The 16,773-nt window shown below is 56.5% G+C and carries 17 protein-coding genes; 12 read left to right on the top strand and 5 right to left on the bottom strand.

What is annotated here, in order from left to right; translation table 11 throughout:
* Positions 1 to 327, top strand: coding sequence for a nucleotide pyrophosphohydrolase (locus tag B9A24_RS13145; RefSeq protein WP_084446478.1), 327 nt, complete (start codon positions 1 to 3; stop codon positions 325 to 327).
* 12 nt (positions 328 to 339) lie between these two features.
* On the opposite strand, the gene B9A24_RS13140 is transcribed toward B9A24_RS13145, so the two are convergent.
* Together B9A24_RS13140 and gcvT are read right to left on the bottom strand one after the other, a co-directional pair.
* Positions 340 to 1,053, bottom strand: a complete 714-nt coding sequence (locus B9A24_RS13140; RefSeq protein ID WP_084446477.1) for a 2-phosphosulfolactate phosphatase — start codon at positions 1,051 to 1,053, stop codon at positions 340 to 342.
* Between the two features lie 137 nt (positions 1,054 to 1,190).
* Positions 1,191 to 2,294, bottom strand: a complete 1,104-nt coding sequence (gene gcvT, locus B9A24_RS13135) for a glycine cleavage system aminomethyltransferase GcvT (RefSeq protein WP_084446476.1) — start codon at positions 2,292 to 2,294, stop codon at positions 1,191 to 1,193.
* 218 nt (positions 2,295 to 2,512) lie between these two features.
* Between gcvT and B9A24_RS13130 the strand changes: the two genes are divergently transcribed.
* From B9A24_RS13130 to B9A24_RS13120, 3 genes are all read left to right on the top strand, one after another.
* Entirely contained in the window at positions 2,513 to 2,893 is a 381-nt protein-coding gene (locus B9A24_RS13130) for a CZB domain-containing protein (RefSeq protein WP_159452044.1), read from the top strand.
* A gap of 21 nt (positions 2,894 to 2,914) precedes the next feature.
* Entirely contained in the window at positions 2,915 to 4,447 is a 1,533-nt protein-coding gene (locus B9A24_RS13125) for a sensor histidine kinase (RefSeq protein WP_084446474.1), read from the top strand.
* A 65-nt stretch (positions 4,448 to 4,512) separates the two neighbouring features.
* Positions 4,513 to 4,959 carry a response regulator gene (locus B9A24_RS13120; protein ID WP_084446473.1) on the top strand — a complete coding sequence of 149 codons (447 nt, stop codon included), beginning with the start codon at positions 4,513 to 4,515 and terminating at the stop codon, positions 4,957 to 4,959.
* A 61-nt stretch (positions 4,960 to 5,020) separates the two neighbouring features.
* Here B9A24_RS13120 and B9A24_RS13115 read toward each other — a convergent pair whose 3' ends face one another.
* Positions 5,021 to 5,596, bottom strand: a complete 576-nt coding sequence (locus B9A24_RS13115) for a ribonuclease HII (protein ID WP_084446472.1) — start codon at positions 5,594 to 5,596, stop codon at positions 5,021 to 5,023.
* A gap of 146 nt (positions 5,597 to 5,742) precedes the next feature.
* Positions 5,743 to 5,988: a hypothetical protein gene (locus tag B9A24_RS13110; RefSeq protein ID WP_084446471.1), complete on the bottom strand. Its 246-nt coding sequence runs from the start codon at positions 5,986 to 5,988 to the stop codon at positions 5,743 to 5,745.
* Positions 5,989 to 6,408: 420 nt separating this feature from the next.
* Here B9A24_RS13110 and B9A24_RS13105 point away from each other — a divergent pair, with 420 nt between their 5' ends.
* The 8 genes from B9A24_RS13105 (at position 6,409) to prfB (ending at position 15,283) form a co-directional block, all read left to right on the top strand.
* Complete coding sequence (locus tag B9A24_RS13105; protein ID WP_084446470.1) at positions 6,409 to 7,008, top strand: NUDIX domain-containing protein; 600 nt, start codon at positions 6,409 to 6,411, stop codon at positions 7,006 to 7,008.
* Positions 7,009 to 7,189: 181 nt separating this feature from the next.
* Positions 7,190 to 8,086, top strand: coding sequence for a lysophospholipid acyltransferase family protein (locus B9A24_RS13100; protein ID WP_234997250.1), 897 nt, complete (start codon positions 7,190 to 7,192; stop codon positions 8,084 to 8,086).
* 29 nt (positions 8,087 to 8,115) lie between these two features.
* The gene (gene gatC, locus B9A24_RS13095; RefSeq protein WP_084446469.1) at positions 8,116 to 8,403 is read left to right on the top strand and encodes an Asp-tRNA(Asn)/Glu-tRNA(Gln) amidotransferase subunit GatC; all 288 of its coding nucleotides are present in this window, start codon (positions 8,116 to 8,118) and stop codon (positions 8,401 to 8,403) included.
* A gap of 3 nt (positions 8,404 to 8,406) precedes the next feature.
* Positions 8,407 to 11,463: a tetratricopeptide repeat protein gene (locus B9A24_RS13090; RefSeq protein WP_084446468.1), complete on the top strand. Its 3,057-nt coding sequence runs from the start codon at positions 8,407 to 8,409 to the stop codon at positions 11,461 to 11,463.
* Positions 11,464 to 11,478: 15 nt separating this feature from the next.
* Entirely contained in the window at positions 11,479 to 12,198 is a 720-nt protein-coding gene (locus B9A24_RS13085) for an ABC transporter ATP-binding protein (protein ID WP_084446467.1), read from the top strand.
* Positions 12,199 to 12,288: 90 nt separating this feature from the next.
* The gene (locus B9A24_RS13080; protein ID WP_084446466.1) at positions 12,289 to 12,837 is read left to right on the top strand and encodes a cob(I)yrinic acid a,c-diamide adenosyltransferase; all 549 of its coding nucleotides are present in this window, start codon (positions 12,289 to 12,291) and stop codon (positions 12,835 to 12,837) included.
* Positions 12,838 to 13,022: 185 nt separating this feature from the next.
* Entirely contained in the window at positions 13,023 to 14,087 is a 1,065-nt protein-coding gene (locus tag B9A24_RS13075) for a branched-chain amino acid aminotransferase (protein WP_084446465.1), read from the top strand.
* 118 nt (positions 14,088 to 14,205) lie between these two features.
* A protein-coding gene (prfB, locus tag B9A24_RS13070) for a peptide chain release factor 2 (RefSeq protein WP_200813922.1) occupies positions 14,206 to 15,283 on the top strand; the annotation gives its coding sequence in 2 pieces (ribosomal slippage) (positions 14,206 to 14,256 and positions 14,258 to 15,283; 1,077 coding nt in all).
* 67 nt (positions 15,284 to 15,350) lie between these two features.
* Here prfB and B9A24_RS13065 read toward each other — a convergent pair.
* Entirely contained in the window at positions 15,351 to 16,772 is a 1,422-nt protein-coding gene (locus B9A24_RS13065; RefSeq protein ID WP_084446464.1) for a RagB/SusD family nutrient uptake outer membrane protein, read from the bottom strand.
* Position 16,773: the final 1 nt, after the last annotated feature.

Below are 16,773 nucleotides of genomic sequence, written 5' to 3'. Positions count from 1 at the left end.
ATGACCATCGAAGAAGCTCAACAAACCGTCGACACCTGGATTCAGACTACCGGTGTGCGGTATTTTAACGAGCTGACCAATATGGCCATGCTCACGGAGGAAGTGGGCGAGGTAGCCCGCATTATCGCGCGCCAGTACGGCGAGCAGTCTTTTAAAGAATCCGACAAGGACAGAGTGCTGGCCGATGAGCTGGCCGACGTGCTGTTTGTGGTGATTTGCCTGGCTAATCAAACCGGTGTAAATCTGACCGAAGCGCTGGCGAAGAATCTGGAGAAGAAAACCACGCGCGACGCCACCCGCCACCACGACAATGAGAAGCTGAAGTAGACTGTGCCACGATCACAGCGCCACGATTCGGCCATCCTGCCAGATGGGCACGAGGTTGTATTCATCCAATTGGAGGCAGAATTCCATATCCTTATTCACCTCAAGGCTGTTCAGGCGCCGCACATGCGCTGATTGCAGGAGGTAGCCTGCCAGGTCGTCTTTGGCGTACTGCCACAGATGCAGAGCGGCCAGTGTGGCGTCGCTACTAGCCGTGTCGAAGTCGGCGGCCAGGCGCTCGGCCAGAGCGCCGCCGTACAGGGTATCTTCCAGATTAAACTGGCCTTTCCAGCCCGCGCACACGACCAGCACGTCTTTCTGCTGCTGGCGCAAAAAATTGGCCACGGCTTCTAGGTTCAAAAAGCCCCCCAGCACGACGCTATCGGCAGAGAGAGACAGGTGAATGGCGCGGGTGCCGTTGGTAGTGGTGATGGCCAGGGCCCGGCCCTTAACGGACACTTTGCCATCGAGGTAGCCGAAAGGCGAATTGCCCAGATCGACGCCTTCGGCCTGCACGCCGTCGCGCTCGGCGGCGGTGAGGTAGCCCTGGGGGGCAAATGCGCGGCATTCGGCCAGCTCCGCCACCGGAATGATATGCGTAATGCCCGCGGCCAGCGCCGTCACCATGGAGGACGTAGCGCGCAGAATATCCACCACCACAGCCACCTTGCCGCGCAGATCATATAGTGTTAGCAGCTCGGGGGAAAAACAAACGTCGAGGGCAGGCATTTTTATAGTAGTCTATTTGAAAAAGCGTCATGCAGAGCGGAGCGGAGCATCTCGCGTGTGGTCGTCGGATTACTAACCCAACGGCTGCACGCGAGATGCTTCGCTCCGCTCTGCATGACGTTCTAACGGTACCCTTTTTACTCCTCCGTGCCCTTTACAAACGGCAGCTTCACGACCGTAGCGGGCAGGTTTTTGCCGCGCACTTGCACGAACACCTTACTGCCGGGTGTGCTGAACTCCGTTTTTACATAGCCTAAGCCAACTCCTTTACCCAACGATGGCGACTGCGTACCCGAAGTAACTTCTCCGATTTTGGTTCCGGCCTCGTCTACCAGCTCGTAGTGGCTGCGTGGGATGCCGCCGCTGTCCATCAGAAAGCCAACGAGCTTACGGCTCACGCCCTGCTCCTTCTGCTTTTTGAGGTTGTCGGCGTTGGTGAAGTCTTTGGTAAACTTCGTTACCCAACCTAGGCCAGCTTCCAGGGGCGAGGTGGCGTCGTCGATGTCGTTGCCGTAGAGGCAGTAGCCCATTTCGAGGCGAAGCGTGTCGCGGGCACCCAGACCAATGGGCTTCAGGCCAAACTCCTGGCCGGTCGCCATGATTTTGTCCCACACCGCGCGGGCACTTTCATTCGGCACATACAGCTCGAAGCCGCCCGCGCCGGTGTAGCCAGTGGCGGAAATAATGACGTTGGGAGCACCGGCAAACGTGCCCTGCACGAAAGAGTAGTACGGAATGCCCCCCAGGTCCACATCGGTCAAGGGTTGCAGCGCGGCAGCGGCTTTCGGGCCCTGCACGGCAAACAGACTGATCTGGTCAGAGATGTTTTCCATCTCCACGCCTTCCGTGTTGTGCTGGCTGATCCAGTTCCAGTCCTTCTCGATGTTGGAGGCATTTACGACCAGCAGATAATCGTTTTCGGCCAGGCGATACACCAGCAAATCGTCCACGATGCCACCTTCAGTATTCGGTAGGCAGGCATATTGGGCCTTGCCGTCCACGAGCTTGCTGGCGTCGTTGCTGGTGACGCGCTGAATCAGGTCGAGCGCCTGGGGGCCGCGCACTCGGAATTCACCCATGTGGGATACATCGAAAATACCGACGGCCCGACGCACCGTGTGGTGCTCGTCGAGGTCGGAAGAGTAGCGCACGGGCATATTATAGCCCGCGAAGGGCACCATTTTGGCCCCCAGCTGCTGGTGTACGTCGTTGAGAGTAACGGTTTTGAGGTCTTCGGCCATCGGTAAAGGAGTGAGGTACAAGGGTGGGTTCTGGGGGGCAAAACTAGCCAATTCCATCGGCTAGGCTACTTAACCATACCTGCTACCTTTGAGTTATCATACGTAGGGGGCCAAACCCGTGAACAATGAGCCTGGTTTTCTCGTTGGTCGAGGCGCATCCACACGGAGAGTCTGCATCCGCCCTTTGGGCCTTTTGGCGCTTTAAGGGCGAAGTTTTTATGCACGAAGATTTAAAACAGGACTTTGAAATGGCGCAGGTACGGCACCTGCTGTTCAAATCGAAACTCCGCTCGGCCCTTTACGGTAGTGGCATTGCCGAAGCGCCCATCCGGGATGCGCAGTTGTGCGCGCTCGGCGTCTGGATTCGGGAGCGGGCCCTAGCAGCCTATGCCCATCTGCCCGAAAGCCGCGAACTGGACAAAGTGCATCAGCAAATTCATCAGGAAGCCAACCGTCTACTCGATTTGCACCAGGCCGGTAATGTGGAGCAAGCCATTGCTGGCCTGGCCTCCGTACAAGTATACGTCGACGAAATTACGCGCCTGCTACGCACAATGGAGCAGAGGCTGCGCACCGAAAGCCCAAGCCTGGGCCGGTAATTTCTTTTATTACCGCCTCGCATGAAGCTCAAGCTTTCTACTAAACTCTTCGCCGGCTTTCTGGCCATTTCAGTGCTGTTCGCGGCGGTGGTTATCATCAATTACCAGCTGTCGCGCAAAGTGCTGCGCAACTCGTTGCGGGTGGAAGAATCGCAGCTGCGGACGGAAGAAGCTACCACGCTGCTTCGCAATATCATTGACATGGAGACGGGCTTCCGGGGCTATATGCTCGTGGGCAACGAAGCCATGCTGGAGCCTTACCATATAGGGGAGCGTAACCTCTTGGGCCGCTTCGTGAATCTGCGCCAGCAAATGCCCCCCGATAGCCCCCAGCGCGGCCGCTTAGAGCGCGCCCAGCACTTGTTTCAACAGTGGGCATCCTACTCGCATCTGATGATCAGTGAGAAGCGCGAAGCCCTGCGCCGCAACCCCTATCAGGTGGCCCTCGAAGGGCTGGAGCATAAACTGCTGGCGGAAGGATTGACGGGCAAGATGCTCATGGACCAGATTCGGGCTTTATTTGATGGGTTTGAAGCAGATGAGCTGGCGGCCCGCCTTGAGCGGCGCGACAAGCTCACCGATAGCATTCAGCAGACCCGGATGCTGTCTATCTCGCTCACCATCATTGCTATCACCATGGGCATTGTGTGGGCCACGTATATCACCCGCCTGCTGGCCCAACGCATTGCCATGATGCTGGACCTGTCGCGGCGGGTAGCGGGGGGCGATTATCAAACCCAGCTGAAGGATACGGACCAGGATGAGCTGAGCGAGCTGGTGACGTCCCTGAATATGATGGCCCGCACCATTGGCTCGACCATTACACAATTGGAGCGGCGCAACAATGAGCTGGACCAGTTCGCCTACGTGGTCTCGCACGATTTGAAAGCGCCTTTGCGCGGCATTGAAAGCGCCTCCCGCTGGATTGAGGAAGACCTGGGCCAGGAGCTACCCGACCACATCCGGGAGTTCCTGCAGCTGATGCGGACCCGCGTGCACCGCATGGAAAACCTGATCAGCGGCATTCTGGAGCTGGCCCGCGTAGGACGTACGGCTCAGGCTCAGGAGCGGGTAAACGTACGGGAGTTCCTGACCGAAATTATTGATTCGCTGGCACCGCCCGCTGGTTTCAAAGTTGATCTGCCAAGTTATCTGCCTACCCTTATTACCAATCGGGTGCAGCTCCAGCAGGTATTCACCAATCTGATCAGCAATGCCTTCAAATACCACGACCACCCCGATACGGGCACCGTGCGTATCAGCTGCCGCGAAGACCGCCAGCAGTACACTTTCTCCATTGCCGACGATGGACCGGGCATTGACCCGGAATACCACGAGCGGATATTCGTGATTTTTCAGACCCTTACTGACCGCGATACGCTTGAAAGCACCGGCGTAGGGCTGGCCATCGTGAAGAAGATAGTAGAACGCCAGGGTGGCACTATCCAGGTAGAATCAGCTGAAGGCCAGGGGGCAATTTTCACGTTTACCTGGCCCAAACTGGCTGTGGCCGAAGCGAGCCGTGCTATCGAAACCGGCATTCGGACAGCCTAATTTGCCCCCCGGTCGTATAGGGAGCCAGAAACGAGTCTGTTTTATCGCTTTAGTTTCTGTATTCTATGTCGCTCGAAACCACTACTACCCCTAGTATTCTGCTCGTCGAAGATGATCAGATGGATGTTATGAACGTGCAACGCGAGTTGCGCAAGCACAACATTGACGTGCCGCTTCACCTGGCCCGCAACGGCCGCGAGGCGCTGAATCTGCTGCGTGGCGAAAATGGGCAAGTCAAGATAGCCAAGCCCAACGTGGTAATGCTCGACATCAACATGCCCCGCATGAATGGCCTGGAGTTGCTCGAAGCCCTGCGCTCCGACCCCGAGTTCGTGGGGTTGAACGTATTTATCATGACCACCTCCGACCTCGAAGCCGACCGCCTCAAAGCCACCGAACTGGCCGTGAGCGGCTACATCGTTAAGCCCCTAAGCTTTGACAAATTCGGAGAAGGCGCCACCACGGTCGATGGGTTCAGCCTCTTTCTGGATTTACTACAGATGAAAGGGTGAAATTGTGAGGGGCGATGTAGCACATACTAAAGCTGCATCCTGGCTTTTCGAAACTTCACCCTTACAATAGCCGAAAGCCCAGCCGGTGATGCTCCGTGGGGCCGTACGCCCGAATGGCGGCGCGGTGGCTTTTGGTGGGGTAGCCTGCGTTCTGTTCCCAGCCATAGTCGGGAAATTCCGCCGCCAAGGTCCGCATTCGCTCGTCCCGAAACGTTTTGGCCAGCACTGACGCAGCCGCTATACTGGCGTAGTGCGCATCGCCCGCTACAAAACACGTATGCTCGATACCCGAATAAGGCTGAAATCGGTTGCCATCCACGATCAGATGCGTAGGCACCACGGTAAGCGCCGCCACTGCCCGATGCATGGCCAGACAGCTGGCCTGGGCGATATTGATACTGGCAATTTCGGCCGGTGAGGCTTCGGCCACGGCCCATGCCACCGCGCCCGCGCATATTTCGGTCCTCACCAGCTCACGGCGACGGGCCGTCATCTGCTTGGAGTCGTTGAGGAAGGCTGAGGTGAAGCTGGGGGGCAAAATAACGGCCGCCGCGAACACCGGCCCGGCCAGACAGCCCCGGCCAGCTTCGTCAAGGCCCGCTTCGAGCGGCTCGTGCGTGTGGGAAATCAGGAGCATAGTAGCCGCGAAAGTAAGCAGCCAGCGCTGCTTACGGCATCAATGCCCACAGAAAAGGCTTTCCCTGCGGCCAGTAGCGCCGTGGGGAAAGCCTTTTTAAGTAATTTTAAGTAATAAACTATGCTACTGCCAAAGGGCGGAGCGGCTTATTTGTGGTCGCCGGCGTTGCTGCCGATTACGGGAGCCTCATTTTCGCCGCGCCGGAAACCCTGGCTGTCGCGGGGACCTTCGTCCAGGGCTTCATCCTCTTCAGTGGTAATATACTCGTTGGTAAGAGGGCCGAGGCCGCCGGTTTTCTGGGCCAGTTCGGCTTCAGCCTGGGCGTGCTTAAGGTTGAAAAGCGGGTCGCCGGGCTGGGGTTGATTTGGTTGCTTTTTGGGTTGATTAGCCATAGGAATATCGGGGGCAGCCCGGAATGTGTGCGGGCGGCTAGTTCTTGGTACGCGCACTCGCCGCCCTGGGTTGGTATACGATTACGGCCACGCGCACATTTTGCCCCCCCAAACAAAAAAGGCCATTGCATAGTGCAACAGCCTTTTTTTGTGCGCCGATGGTCTATATTGATTCACCCTACTCCTAGGCCTGATCGGCACCCCACGGAAAGATTCTTCCTTTCCACAACCTCCCCCCGCGGGTACTTATACTATTGATGCAAAAGTATTATCCATCAGCCAATTAACCGAAATATTTTGGACCAACTCAGACTACTACTCGCCCAACTTGCTAATTCCCCCGATGGACGCCTCGCTTGGTCGCTCTTCGGCCCGCGCCTTACCTTTGTGCTTCTTACCTTTTTGCCGCAGCTCTACCCTATGTCCCATTCCGCACTCTCCGACTTCAATCCGAATCATAACCCCTGGCGGGTACTCAGCACCGACCTCAAATACCAGAACCCGTGGATTTCGGTGCGCGAAGACCAAGTACTGAACCCGGCGGGCGGACCCGGTATCTACGGAGTAGTGAGCATGAAAAACAAGGCCATCGGCATTGTACCCCTAGATACGGATGGCAATACGTGGCTGGTGGGCCAGTACCGCTACACGCTGAATGAATACTCTTGGGAAATACCGATGGGCGGGGGGCCAATTGAGCTGGATGTGCTGGAATCGGCCCAGCGAGAGCTCCGGGAGGAGACGGGCCTGCTTGCCCGACGCTGGACTACCATTTCCCGCATTCACACCTCCAACTCCGTTACGGACGAAGAGGGCTTCATTTTTCTGGCCGAAGACCTAGAACAGGGTGATGTGGAGCCCGAAGAAACCGAGGACCTCCGCGTGTGGAAGCTGCCACTAGCCGAAGCCATCCGCATGGTAATGGATGACCGCATTACCGATGCCATCAGTGTGGCTGGCTTGCTCAAAGCAGAAAAAGTACTGGCCAGTAGAAAGCAGCCGGAAGAAGCAAGGAGCTAACAGCACCGCCTTGGGGTTACATTCTAAATAGGCTATTTTCGCTTGCAACCAGCCCACTGGAAAATAGCCGCCTGGTTCGTTTTATATCTTGCGGGGGGCAAAAATGGAGTGCGCTTATTCTTGATATTCCAAAAAGAGGCTTACTTCCGGGCTTCTAACTCCTATCTCCTAAATTTGTGTTATGCGTGACTTGCTGCGTTTTCTCGGACATCGGCTGTATACTACCTGGAGCACCTTCTGGTTTGTGATGCCCTTCGTAGTCACGTATCCGGCGCAGTGGGTACTGGGGCGGCGGCCGGCCTGGTATCGGCACCTACACACGTTTAATCGGAGTTGGTCTATCATCTCGATTCGAATGTGGGGCATGCCTGTGGAGGTGGTGCGCAAAAACCAATTGCCCCCCGGCCAGCCGTGCGTGTACGTGGCCAACCACAGTTCCTACATTGATATTCCAATGTTATTCAAAGCCATTCCCGGCTTTCTGAACATCATGGGCAAAAGTGATTTGGCGAAGGTGCCGTTCTGGGGGCCATTATTTGGGCGCGTGTACATTACCGTAAACCGCGAAAGCGCCATGAGCCGGGGCCGGGCCATCGTGCAGGCACGGGCCGGACTGGCGCAGGGCCGCTCCATCATTATTTTCCCGGAGGGCACCATTTCCAAGAAGCCCGGTGAAGAGATGGTGCCTTTCAAGGATGGCGCGTTTCAGCTCGCTATTTCCGCCGGCGTGCCCATCGTGCCCGTCTCGATGCCACTCAATCACCGCTTTCTGCCCGATCTTGACGGCGCGTTGCGCGTGCGCTACTCTCCGCTGCGCATCGTACTCCACGACCCTATTCCGACCCAACACCTGACAATGAATGACGTGGAAGCGCTTAAGCAGCGCGCATTCGCTATTATTGCCAGCGAGTTTCACCCCGATGCTGCTGGCCTGCCCGAGCCTTCACCCCGGCCATTTTTGCGCGCCAGCAAATCAGAAGTCACCATAAAGGCCCCCCAGCAGCTTTCCAGCTCAGGGGCAAACGCCAACGAGACGCTAACCAACGGCAACGCCGGGCTTAGCCTGCCCAATTCCTGATTCTTCATTCCTAATTCCTCATTGATACCGTGAGTACTGACCTTGCCACCCTGCGCCAACTTGCCCATCTGGCCCGCCTCGAGTTCGACGCCACCAAGGAGCAGGAAATGCTCGGCGACCTGAATAAAATCCTGGATTGGGTAGCTGAGCTGCGTGAGCTTGACACCACCGACGTAGAGCCGCTGGTACATTTATCCCAGGAAATCAACGTGTTGCGCCCCGACGAAGCCCAGAACACTATTAACCATCAGGATGGTCTGCGCAACGCGCCGCGCAAAGACTCGGATTACTTCCGCGTTCCGAAAGTGCTGGAATAACCGTTGGTGCCTACCCCTGCTTTGCCGCCTGCTCCGCGCCGGCGTGTTGCCCTGCTTATTCTAGGTTTTGTGGCGTTGCTGGCCGTCGGGCTGGCCTTGTTTCATTCCTTCACCGGCTCCGAGCGGACCCTGCCCGTAGTTACGGTGCCGCAGCTCACGCCCATCCCCACCACGCTCACACCACTTAAGATTGGTCTCGATGAGCTGGCCGTGCGCCTCAACGGCTACCTGGTCACGCAAACGTATGATGTGGCTGGGCCTTATGTGCAGCCCGAAGCCGCTATGGCCTGGCTAGGGTTGCTGGCGGTTTGTCTGGTGTATTTTCTGGCCCTGGTAAGCACGCTGGCTCGCCCTGCCTTCGTGGTGGGCATGGCGCTGGTTATCTTCCTGCTGATGTCGCTCAATGCCGACCTGCTCGGCGTGTTCGACTCGTTGCAGCAGTATTTTCTGGTTCTGGCATTGGCGCTGCTGGGGCTGCCGGCCTTTGCTTTTCACGCTTTCTGGCCCACGGCTACCCTGGGGCAGCGGCTGCTCACGTTCGCGGTAGTGGTGAGCGCGCTGAACGTTATTCTCCTATCGCAAAGCAACTTCTCTCCTGCTTTTACAGCCCTTCACTTAACCAGTTACGCCACCATAAGCGGCGCGGTGGCTTTTGCCCTGTTGGTGCTGTGGGTAGCCTTCGAGAATATTCATGGGCTATTGTGGTTGAATACCCAGGCTGAAAATCCGGGTAGCCGGTTTGGCCTGCTGCCATTTGTGCTGGCAAGCGGGCTTTACCTAGGCACGTTGCTGTTGTATTACCTGAACGACGGCGAAGTTCTGATTCTGCCTAACGTCCGTCTGGATCCCTACTTGCTGCTGTTGCCGGCCGTGCTGGTGGGCTGGCTGGGACTACGGCGGCGGGCGGCTACCTATGGCTCCTGGGTTGGCTACTGGCCGGGCGCGGCGCACATTTATCTGGTACTGGTGGCGCTGGCGGCGGGCAGCCTGGGCTACGCGCTGGCTACGGCGAATGATCCGCTTATCACCGCCGGCCGTGACTTTACGGCATTGGCCCTGCTGACCTGCGGGGGGGCTTTTTTGCTGTACATTTTACTCAATTTCGCGCCGCTCATGCGGCAGCGGCTGCGCGTGTACCGCGTGGTGTATGAGCCGCGGCGGCTGCCATTTTATACCGTTTATGTTATCGGGATTGGGGCATTGGGGATTGTGTCTATGCGCAATAACTTCTTCGTGCTCAACCAGGTACGGGCAGGTTTCTACAACAACCTTGGTGACTTGAGCCGCCTGCAAAGTGAGGAAGATCCTACGAACGATGGTCTGGCCCTGCTAGCAGAGCGCTATTACGCCGAGAGCGACGTGTACGACCGCTTTAACCATCGCGCCAGCATGGGTCGGGCGGCTCTTTACCGCTTTCGCAATCAGCGGCAGAACGAAATCAACGCCCTGCGTAGAGCCTTAAGTCGCGCGCCTTCCGAAAAAATACCCCTACGGTTGGCCGCTTTATTCGATGAGCCTTCCGACTTCTTCGACCGTCAGAAGACCTTGCAGGAAGGCATTAAAAATGCCCCCCGGAGTGCGCGGCTGGCCAACGACCTGGCTCAACTGTACTCCCGCTCCGCCCTCACCGACTCCGTCCTTTTTTATCAGCAACGGGCCACTACGCTGTCGCCTGATAATACCATCGTGAGGGCCAACCAGCTGGCTTTTTTGGTGCAGAACCAGGAATTAAAGGCGGCTCAGGAGTTGCTGCGAGAGAATGCCCCCCAGACTGATGATATGGCTTTACAAAGCAATGCGCTGCTTTTAGCCCAACTCACCGGCGACAATACAGCTACTGGAACCAGTACACTTGCTGACTCAACCAATGGCCTTAGTGCCGCCGAGTTTGGCCGCCTTTACCACACCGGCCTGCGCCGGTTAGCCGCCCATGACACTACGCTCCTACCTCTATTAAATCAAGCAATTAGCCACCCCGACAATGAGGCTTATGTTGAGCAGCTGACGTTTCTACGCGCTTTAACCCAATACTACGGGGGCCGGCCGGTGGCCGCGCAGGCAACGCTGCTTCCACTGGTTATTGGTACCTCGCCCAGTGCGGCCTATTACCAGCAGGTGCGGGCAATGTGGCTGCTCGACCAAGGTCTGTACGCCACGGCAGCTGCCTATTTCGCGGAAGCTGCCCGCAACGGATTCGCGGAAGTCGCCTTGCCCCGCGCCTATGCCTTTGCCTTGGCAGGCCAGCCTGATTCAGCTCAGATCCAGGCTGCCGTGGCTGCCCAAGACCCAAACCCCACATTAGCTCGGCAAGGTCAACGGTTACGCAATCTTCTTACGCTGGACTTCACCACGCAGTTTCCGTCGGCACCTGATTCAATAAAGGCCCAGTACATAGTAGTTGTGGGAGCGGCCGACGCCAATCCTATGGCTCTGCTCACGGCGGCTGAAGCTATAGAAACGCCCACAGCTCGGCAGGCAGCTTTGCTAGCTCAATTGCCGCGCGTTTTAGCCGCAGGAAATCTGGAAGGGGTACGCGCCGCTTTACAACGCTATGCGCCTTCACCGGCCACTAAAAGCGCTGCATCCTCCCAATGGAACGCGCTGCGAGGAAAGCTGTATGTGCAAACCCAGCAGACTACAAATCTTCGCCAACTGGTAAGCACAAGCTATTTTGCCCCCCAGCATCAGCCGCACAGACTTTATTTTCAGGCTACGCTCGCCGATAAGCCCGTTGATGCTGCGCGCCTTTATGCCAAACTTATAAGGGAAGCTCCCTACCTGACTGAGGGCGTACTGGCAGCAGCTGATTTCCATGTCCGCCAGCGCGACTATGCCAAAGCGTACGATGTCCTGCTCAAAGGATTGGACTATAATCCTGAATCAGTTCCGTTGTTAAAGGCTTATGTAATAGCGGCTGTACGGGCGGGATTAGCGCCTTACGCGGAGGAGCCGTTGGATAAATTGCGCACATTGCTCGCCCCGGCGGAATATGCTACCTTTCGTAGTCAATATGAAGCGCAACGCGCCGCGCAGGCCGCTGCTCTTGCTCCCTGGAACTAACCCGGCTCGCTGCTCATGCAACCTCCTGTCATTGAAACCACTGGCATCTCCAAAATTTATCAGATGGGCGCTGAGCGTATTCACGCGCTGCGGTCCGTCACGATCAGTATTCAGCGCGGTGAGTACGTAGCCTTTATGGGTCCTTCGGGCTCGGGCAAATCGACGCTGATGAACATTGTCGGCTGCCTAGATACGCCTACAGATGGCAGCTATGTTCTGAATGGTCAGGACGTAAGCCGGATGTCAGATAATCAGCTGGCGGAGGTGCGCAACAAGGAAATCGGCTTCGTCTTTCAAACCTTTAACCTGTTGCCCCGCGCCAGTTCCCTGGACAACGTAGCCCTGCCGCTTATCTACGCTGGCTATAATAAGCGCGACCGGGAAGAAAAGGCGATGGACTCGCTGCGTAGCGTAGGTCTCGACACTCGTGCCAAGCACCGCCCTAATGAGCTGTCGGGTGGTCAGCGGCAACGGGTGGCTATTGCCCGTGCTTTGGTGAATAACCCCAGCATTCTGCTGGCCGACGAACCTACCGGCAACCTAGACACCAAAACCAGCCACGAAATCATGGACCTGTTCGAGGCGCTCTACGCCAAAGGGCATACCATTATCATGGTGACTCACGAAGAAGACATTGCCCGCTATGCCCACCGCATCGTGCGCCTGCGCGATGGATTGGTAGAGTCGGACACGGTAAACACCGACATTGCCACGCACCACCTGGTGAATGGCTAGATGGCTGAATGGTTAAATGGCTGGTCGTTCAACGAGCTACTAGAACAATTAGCCATTTAACAGTTTAACAGTTCAGCCATTTAATTTCCCATGAAAATCTATACCAAAACCGGCGATAAAGGACTTACCTCTCTTATCGGCGGCACTCGCGTCTCTAAGGCCAGCCTGCGCATTGAAAGCTACGGCACCGTGGATGAGCTTAATTCCTATATCGGCTTGGTCCGGGACCAGGAAATAAATGCCCCCCGCCGCGACTTGCTCAAGGAAATTCAGGACCGCCTCTTCACCATCGGCGCTTCCCTGGCTTCTGACCCGGAAAAATCGAAGATGAAGATTCCGGACCTGCACGAGGAAGACGTGCTGTTGCTGGAAAGTGAGATGGACCGCATGAACGAGCAGCTTTCCGAGCTGCATGCTTTCATCCTGCCGGGTGGCCACGTAGCGGTGTCGTATGCTCATGTCGCGCGCTGCGTGTGCCGGCGCGCCGAGCGATTGGCCATTCACCTGAGCGAAGAATCCTTTGTGGCCGAGCTGGTCATTATTTACCTGAATCGGCTGTCGGACTACCTGTTTGTACTAAGCCGTCAGATGGCACAAGACCTTGGTGCTGAAGAAGTAACCTGGAAGGCGCGGTTGTAAACTATTCATCGTACCTGGGGGACAATTTTTGTATCTTGATTTATTAAAGCTCGCTTCTGCCCCAAAGCGCCCCTCCCGCCAGCGTCGGCCTTTAGCGGCTTATCTTTGTACCCCAAGCGGCGGCAACTGCCCACCCCAGTCTGCCGTTTGATACTTACCCACCCACCCTTTCCATCATCCACCCTATGCTTGATACCTTGACCATTCGGACCCAGCGTACCACAGCTTCTCGCCTATCGCAACTCGACGCCAGCACGCTCGAGTTCGGCAAGATTTTCTCCGATCATATGTTCGCGGTAGACTACCACGATGGCGAGTGGCAGGAGCCCCAAATTGTTCCCTACGGTGACATGGCGGTCAGCCCTGCCAACTCAGCTCTGCACTATGGTCAGGCTATCTTCGAGGGCATGAAAGCGTACAAAAACGCCGACGGCGAAGTAGCCCTGTTTCGCCCCCTCGACAACTTTCACCGCTTGAATGCCTCGGCCGAGCGCATGTGCATGCCCACGCTTCCCGAGGAGCTATTCATGCAGGGCCTTACGCAGCTCGTTCGTCTTGACTCCGCTTGGATTCCCGACGGGCCGGGCAGTGCGCTGTACATCCGCCCGTTCATGTTTGCCACCGATGGCTTCGTGGGTGTTCGGCCCTCTAACTCTTACCGCTTTATGATATTCACCTGCCCCGTTGGCTTGTATTATAATAAGCCATTGCGGGTTCGGTTTGAAGAGAAATTCGTTCGCTCGGCTGAGGGTGGCGCGGGCTATGCCAAAGCGGCCGGCAACTATGGCGCTTCCATGTTCCCTACCAAAAAGGCTAACCTCGAAGGCTACCATCAGTTGCTGTGGACTGATGCCTCGGAGCATCGCTACGTAGAGGAGTCGGGTACGATGAACGTGATGTTCGTCATTAACGGACGCATTATTACTCCCGCCCTCAGCACTTCTATTCTGGATGGCATTACGCGCAAGAGTGTGCTGCAAATAGCCCGCGATTGGGGCTTACAAATAGAGGAGCGTAAGATTTCAATTGATGAGATTTTGAAGGCTCAGGCTGCCGGCACCTTACAGGAGGCATTTGGAGTAGGCACGGCCGCTACCATTGCCCCTATTGCCACCATCGGCTACCGCGATCAGGACTACGATTTGCCCCCCAGCGGCCCTGACTCCATTTCCAAGAGAGTCTCTCAGGCCTTGGATGCCATTCGCAACGGCCGGTCCGCCGATACGCACGGCTGGATGGTGAGCGTATAACCCGCTGGTCAGTTAGTTACAGCTTATTCTTAAAGCGGTCAGTCTACTACAAGGCTGACCGCTTTATTTTGCGGACCTTTGCCGCTTTCCTACTTAATATCCATTTTTCTATTCCCACATGACCCAAGATCAGGTTAAGGAATTGAAGGGCCGCGCTGAGGCCCTGAGGAGGTATCTTTGACTACGATAACCGCAAAGCCCAAATAGAAGCCGCTGAGGAGCAAACAACGGCCCCCGATTTCTGGGATGACTCCAAGAAGGCCGAAGCCATTCTCAAAGACATCAAGTCGATCAAAGTCTGGACCGATGACTACGAAGCCGTAGCCCACTCCGTAGCCGACACCGAAGTCTTGTTCGACTTCTACCGCGAGGGCGAGGCCACCGAGCAGGAGATGCAGCGCGAATTCGACAAGGCCCAAAAAGCCGTAGAGGAGCTCGAATTCAAGCGGATGCTTTCCGATGAGGAAGACCAGCTCTCTGCCATCATCGACATCAATCCCGGCGCTGGCGGCACCGAAAGCCAGGACTGGGCTGAGATGCTCATGCGTATGTACATCATGTGGGGCGAGAAGCACGATTTTGAGGTGCGACAGGTGAGCTACCAACCCGGCGAAGGTGGCGGCATCAAGTCGGCCTCCATAGAAATCAGCGGCGACTTTGCCTACGGCTACCTCAAAAGCGAGATTGGCGTGCATCGTCTAGTGCGCATGTCCCCTTTCGACTCCAGCGGCCGGCGTCACACGTCGTTCGCGTCGGTATTTGCCTATCCCGTTGTTGATGACACCATCAACATTCAGATCAATCCGGCCGACATCACCTGGGATACGTATCGGGCTGGCGGTGCCGGGGGGCAAAATGTAAACAAAGTCGAAACCGCAGTTCGGCTTAAGCACGCGCCTTCCGGCATTATCATCGAATGCCAGATTGAGCGCAGCCAGCTCATGAATAAGGAGCACGCCCTGCGTATGCTCAAGTCAAGGCTCTACCAGATTGAAATCGACAAGCGCAACACCGAGCGCGACAAGGTGGAAGCTGGCAAGAAGCGCATCGACTTTGGCTCGCAGATCCGTAACTACGTGCTACACCCCTACAAGCTCATCAAAGACCTGCGCACCGGCATCGAGCGCACCGACGTGCAAAACGTGCTGGATGGCGACCTAGACGAGTACATCAAGGGTTTCCTGATGCAGAGCTAAACCCTGTTGCACAAAAAGGCCCCCCAGCAGCTTGCTGGGGGGCCTTTTTGTGGTCCTGATCCGAGGATTACGGATTAGCAATGTCCCACTGCTTCTCAGCCGCTGGCCGCTCCAGGCGAGTAAACAGCCGGAAAGGGGCAGCGGTGAAAGCAAGCGTCTGTCCAGGAGCTGGGTTCGGGTTCAACCGATTCAGACGACGCAGATCGATCCAACGGTGGCCTTCATAGAACAAGGAATACCGACGCTGCTTCAGAATCTCGTTGATATACTGAGCTGAACCTGCGAGCGAGCCAGCCGTGAGGGCAGGCAGACCGCCAGCCCGAGTCCGAATAGCATTGATATCGGCCAAAGCACCCGTCAAGTCACCCGTACCAACCCGCGCTTCCGCCGCAATCAGAATAAGCTCTTCGTTGCGGATGATGTCAAGAGGAGCATTTTGGGATGGAAACACACGCGCCTCGTAGGTCCCTGTTATGTTACCCAGCGTGCGAGGTGTGGTGCGCAGCGCTACTTTTGCTAAGCGCGTATCGCCCGCTTCAGCCTCCGTCACAAAATTGCTAGGCACCGTTACCAGGTTAGATGGCTCACCATTCGGTACCTGAAAGTATGGGTTGCCTACGTCGCTGGCGGTGGTTGGGCTAAAGGTAATTTTTGGGCCCAAAGTAAGGCTACCAGCCCGATCATAAAACGATGCATTCAGAGCCGTCAGAGCACCGGCAAAGTCAGCTTGGTACAATGACACCCGCGCAGCCAGTGCCCGATTGAAGCGCCGGAAGGTGGTAGGTGTATTAAAGCCAGCGTAGCCGCTTGAAAGCGGGAAAGCAAAAGCTGCACCCGCAGCAGCCAGATCCTGGTCGGCTTGATCGAGCTGCTGGCGAATATTTACTAACGCTTCAGCTGGCGTCACAAATTTGCCAGGGCGCCGAATATCGTCCAGGTCTACCCGGATACCATTCTCACCTTGCAGGTTGAGCAGATGCAGTTTGCTTAGCGCCTCATACGTGCGCGTGAAGCCGGCAATGCCACTCTTTTGCTCGGCATTAACTACTGCACTCGCCTCGGCCGATGCCCGGAAGACCCGGGCCGCGCGGCCTACGCGCGCGAAGTCAGTGTACTGACCATTGTAGAAAGCAGCATCATCAAGCACATCCACACTAACGTTTCCAGTAGCTCCCCGGCGGCCTTGCAATTCCAGATACCAACGACTTTCCGTTTGGGCCAGCACGGTCACCTCGCGGCCCAGCGTACCTACGATCTGGTTATAGGAGCTGTTGTTCGCGTGCCCCAGTCGAAGCGACGCTTCCACGCCTACGGCAAGCGCGTTCAGTTGAGCCTGGCTGGCGTTAGTAGCCACACTCTCAATGCTGGCATTGTTAGGGTCCGTTACCTTATCAATCTCGAAAAAGCTGCAGCTGCTCGCGCTAAGCAAAGTAGCCAAAGTGCCCGCCATCAATAGAGGACGAGCTTGAAATTTTAATATTTTATTCATT

Origin of the sequence: Hymenobacter roseosalivarius DSM 11622, assembly GCF_900176135.1 — a bacterium.
Classification (GTDB): Bacteria; Bacteroidota; Bacteroidia; order Cytophagales; family Hymenobacteraceae; genus Hymenobacter; species Hymenobacter roseosalivarius.
This window is presented reverse-complemented; position numbering and strand designations above follow the sequence as displayed.

Bases quoted from the DNA above. Each gene is read 5' to 3' on its own strand.
- B9A24_RS13145 (WP_084446478.1), top strand. From the start codon at position 1: ATGACCATCGAAGAAGCTCAACAAACCGTCGACACCTGGATTCAGACT.
- B9A24_RS13140 (WP_084446477.1), bottom strand. From the start codon at position 1,053: ATGCCTGCCCTCGACGTTTGTTTTTCCCCCGAGCTGCTAACACTATAT.
- gcvT (WP_084446476.1), bottom strand. From the start codon at position 2,294: ATGGCCGAAGACCTCAAAACCGTTACTCTCAACGACGTACACCAGCAG.
- B9A24_RS13130 (WP_159452044.1), top strand. From the start codon at position 2,513: ATGCACGAAGATTTAAAACAGGACTTTGAAATGGCGCAGGTACGGCAC.
- B9A24_RS13125 (WP_084446474.1), top strand. From the start codon at position 2,915: ATGAAGCTCAAGCTTTCTACTAAACTCTTCGCCGGCTTTCTGGCCATT.
- B9A24_RS13120 (WP_084446473.1), top strand. From the start codon at position 4,513: ATGTCGCTCGAAACCACTACTACCCCTAGTATTCTGCTCGTCGAAGAT.
- B9A24_RS13115 (WP_084446472.1), bottom strand. From the start codon at position 5,596: ATGCTCCTGATTTCCCACACGCACGAGCCGCTCGAAGCGGGCCTTGAC.
- B9A24_RS13110 (WP_084446471.1), bottom strand. From the start codon at position 5,988: ATGGCTAATCAACCCAAAAAGCAACCAAATCAACCCCAGCCCGGCGAC.
- B9A24_RS13105 (WP_084446470.1), top strand. From the start codon at position 6,409: ATGTCCCATTCCGCACTCTCCGACTTCAATCCGAATCATAACCCCTGG.
- B9A24_RS13100 (WP_234997250.1), top strand. From the start codon at position 7,190: ATGCGTGACTTGCTGCGTTTTCTCGGACATCGGCTGTATACTACCTGG.
- B9A24_RS13085 (WP_084446467.1), top strand. From the start codon at position 11,479: ATGCAACCTCCTGTCATTGAAACCACTGGCATCTCCAAAATTTATCAG.
- B9A24_RS13080 (WP_084446466.1), top strand. From the start codon at position 12,289: ATGAAAATCTATACCAAAACCGGCGATAAAGGACTTACCTCTCTTATC.
- B9A24_RS13075 (WP_084446465.1), top strand. From the start codon at position 13,023: ATGCTTGATACCTTGACCATTCGGACCCAGCGTACCACAGCTTCTCGC.
- B9A24_RS13065 (WP_084446464.1), bottom strand. From the start codon at position 16,772: ATGAATAAAATATTAAAATTTCAAGCTCGTCCTCTATTGATGGCGGGC.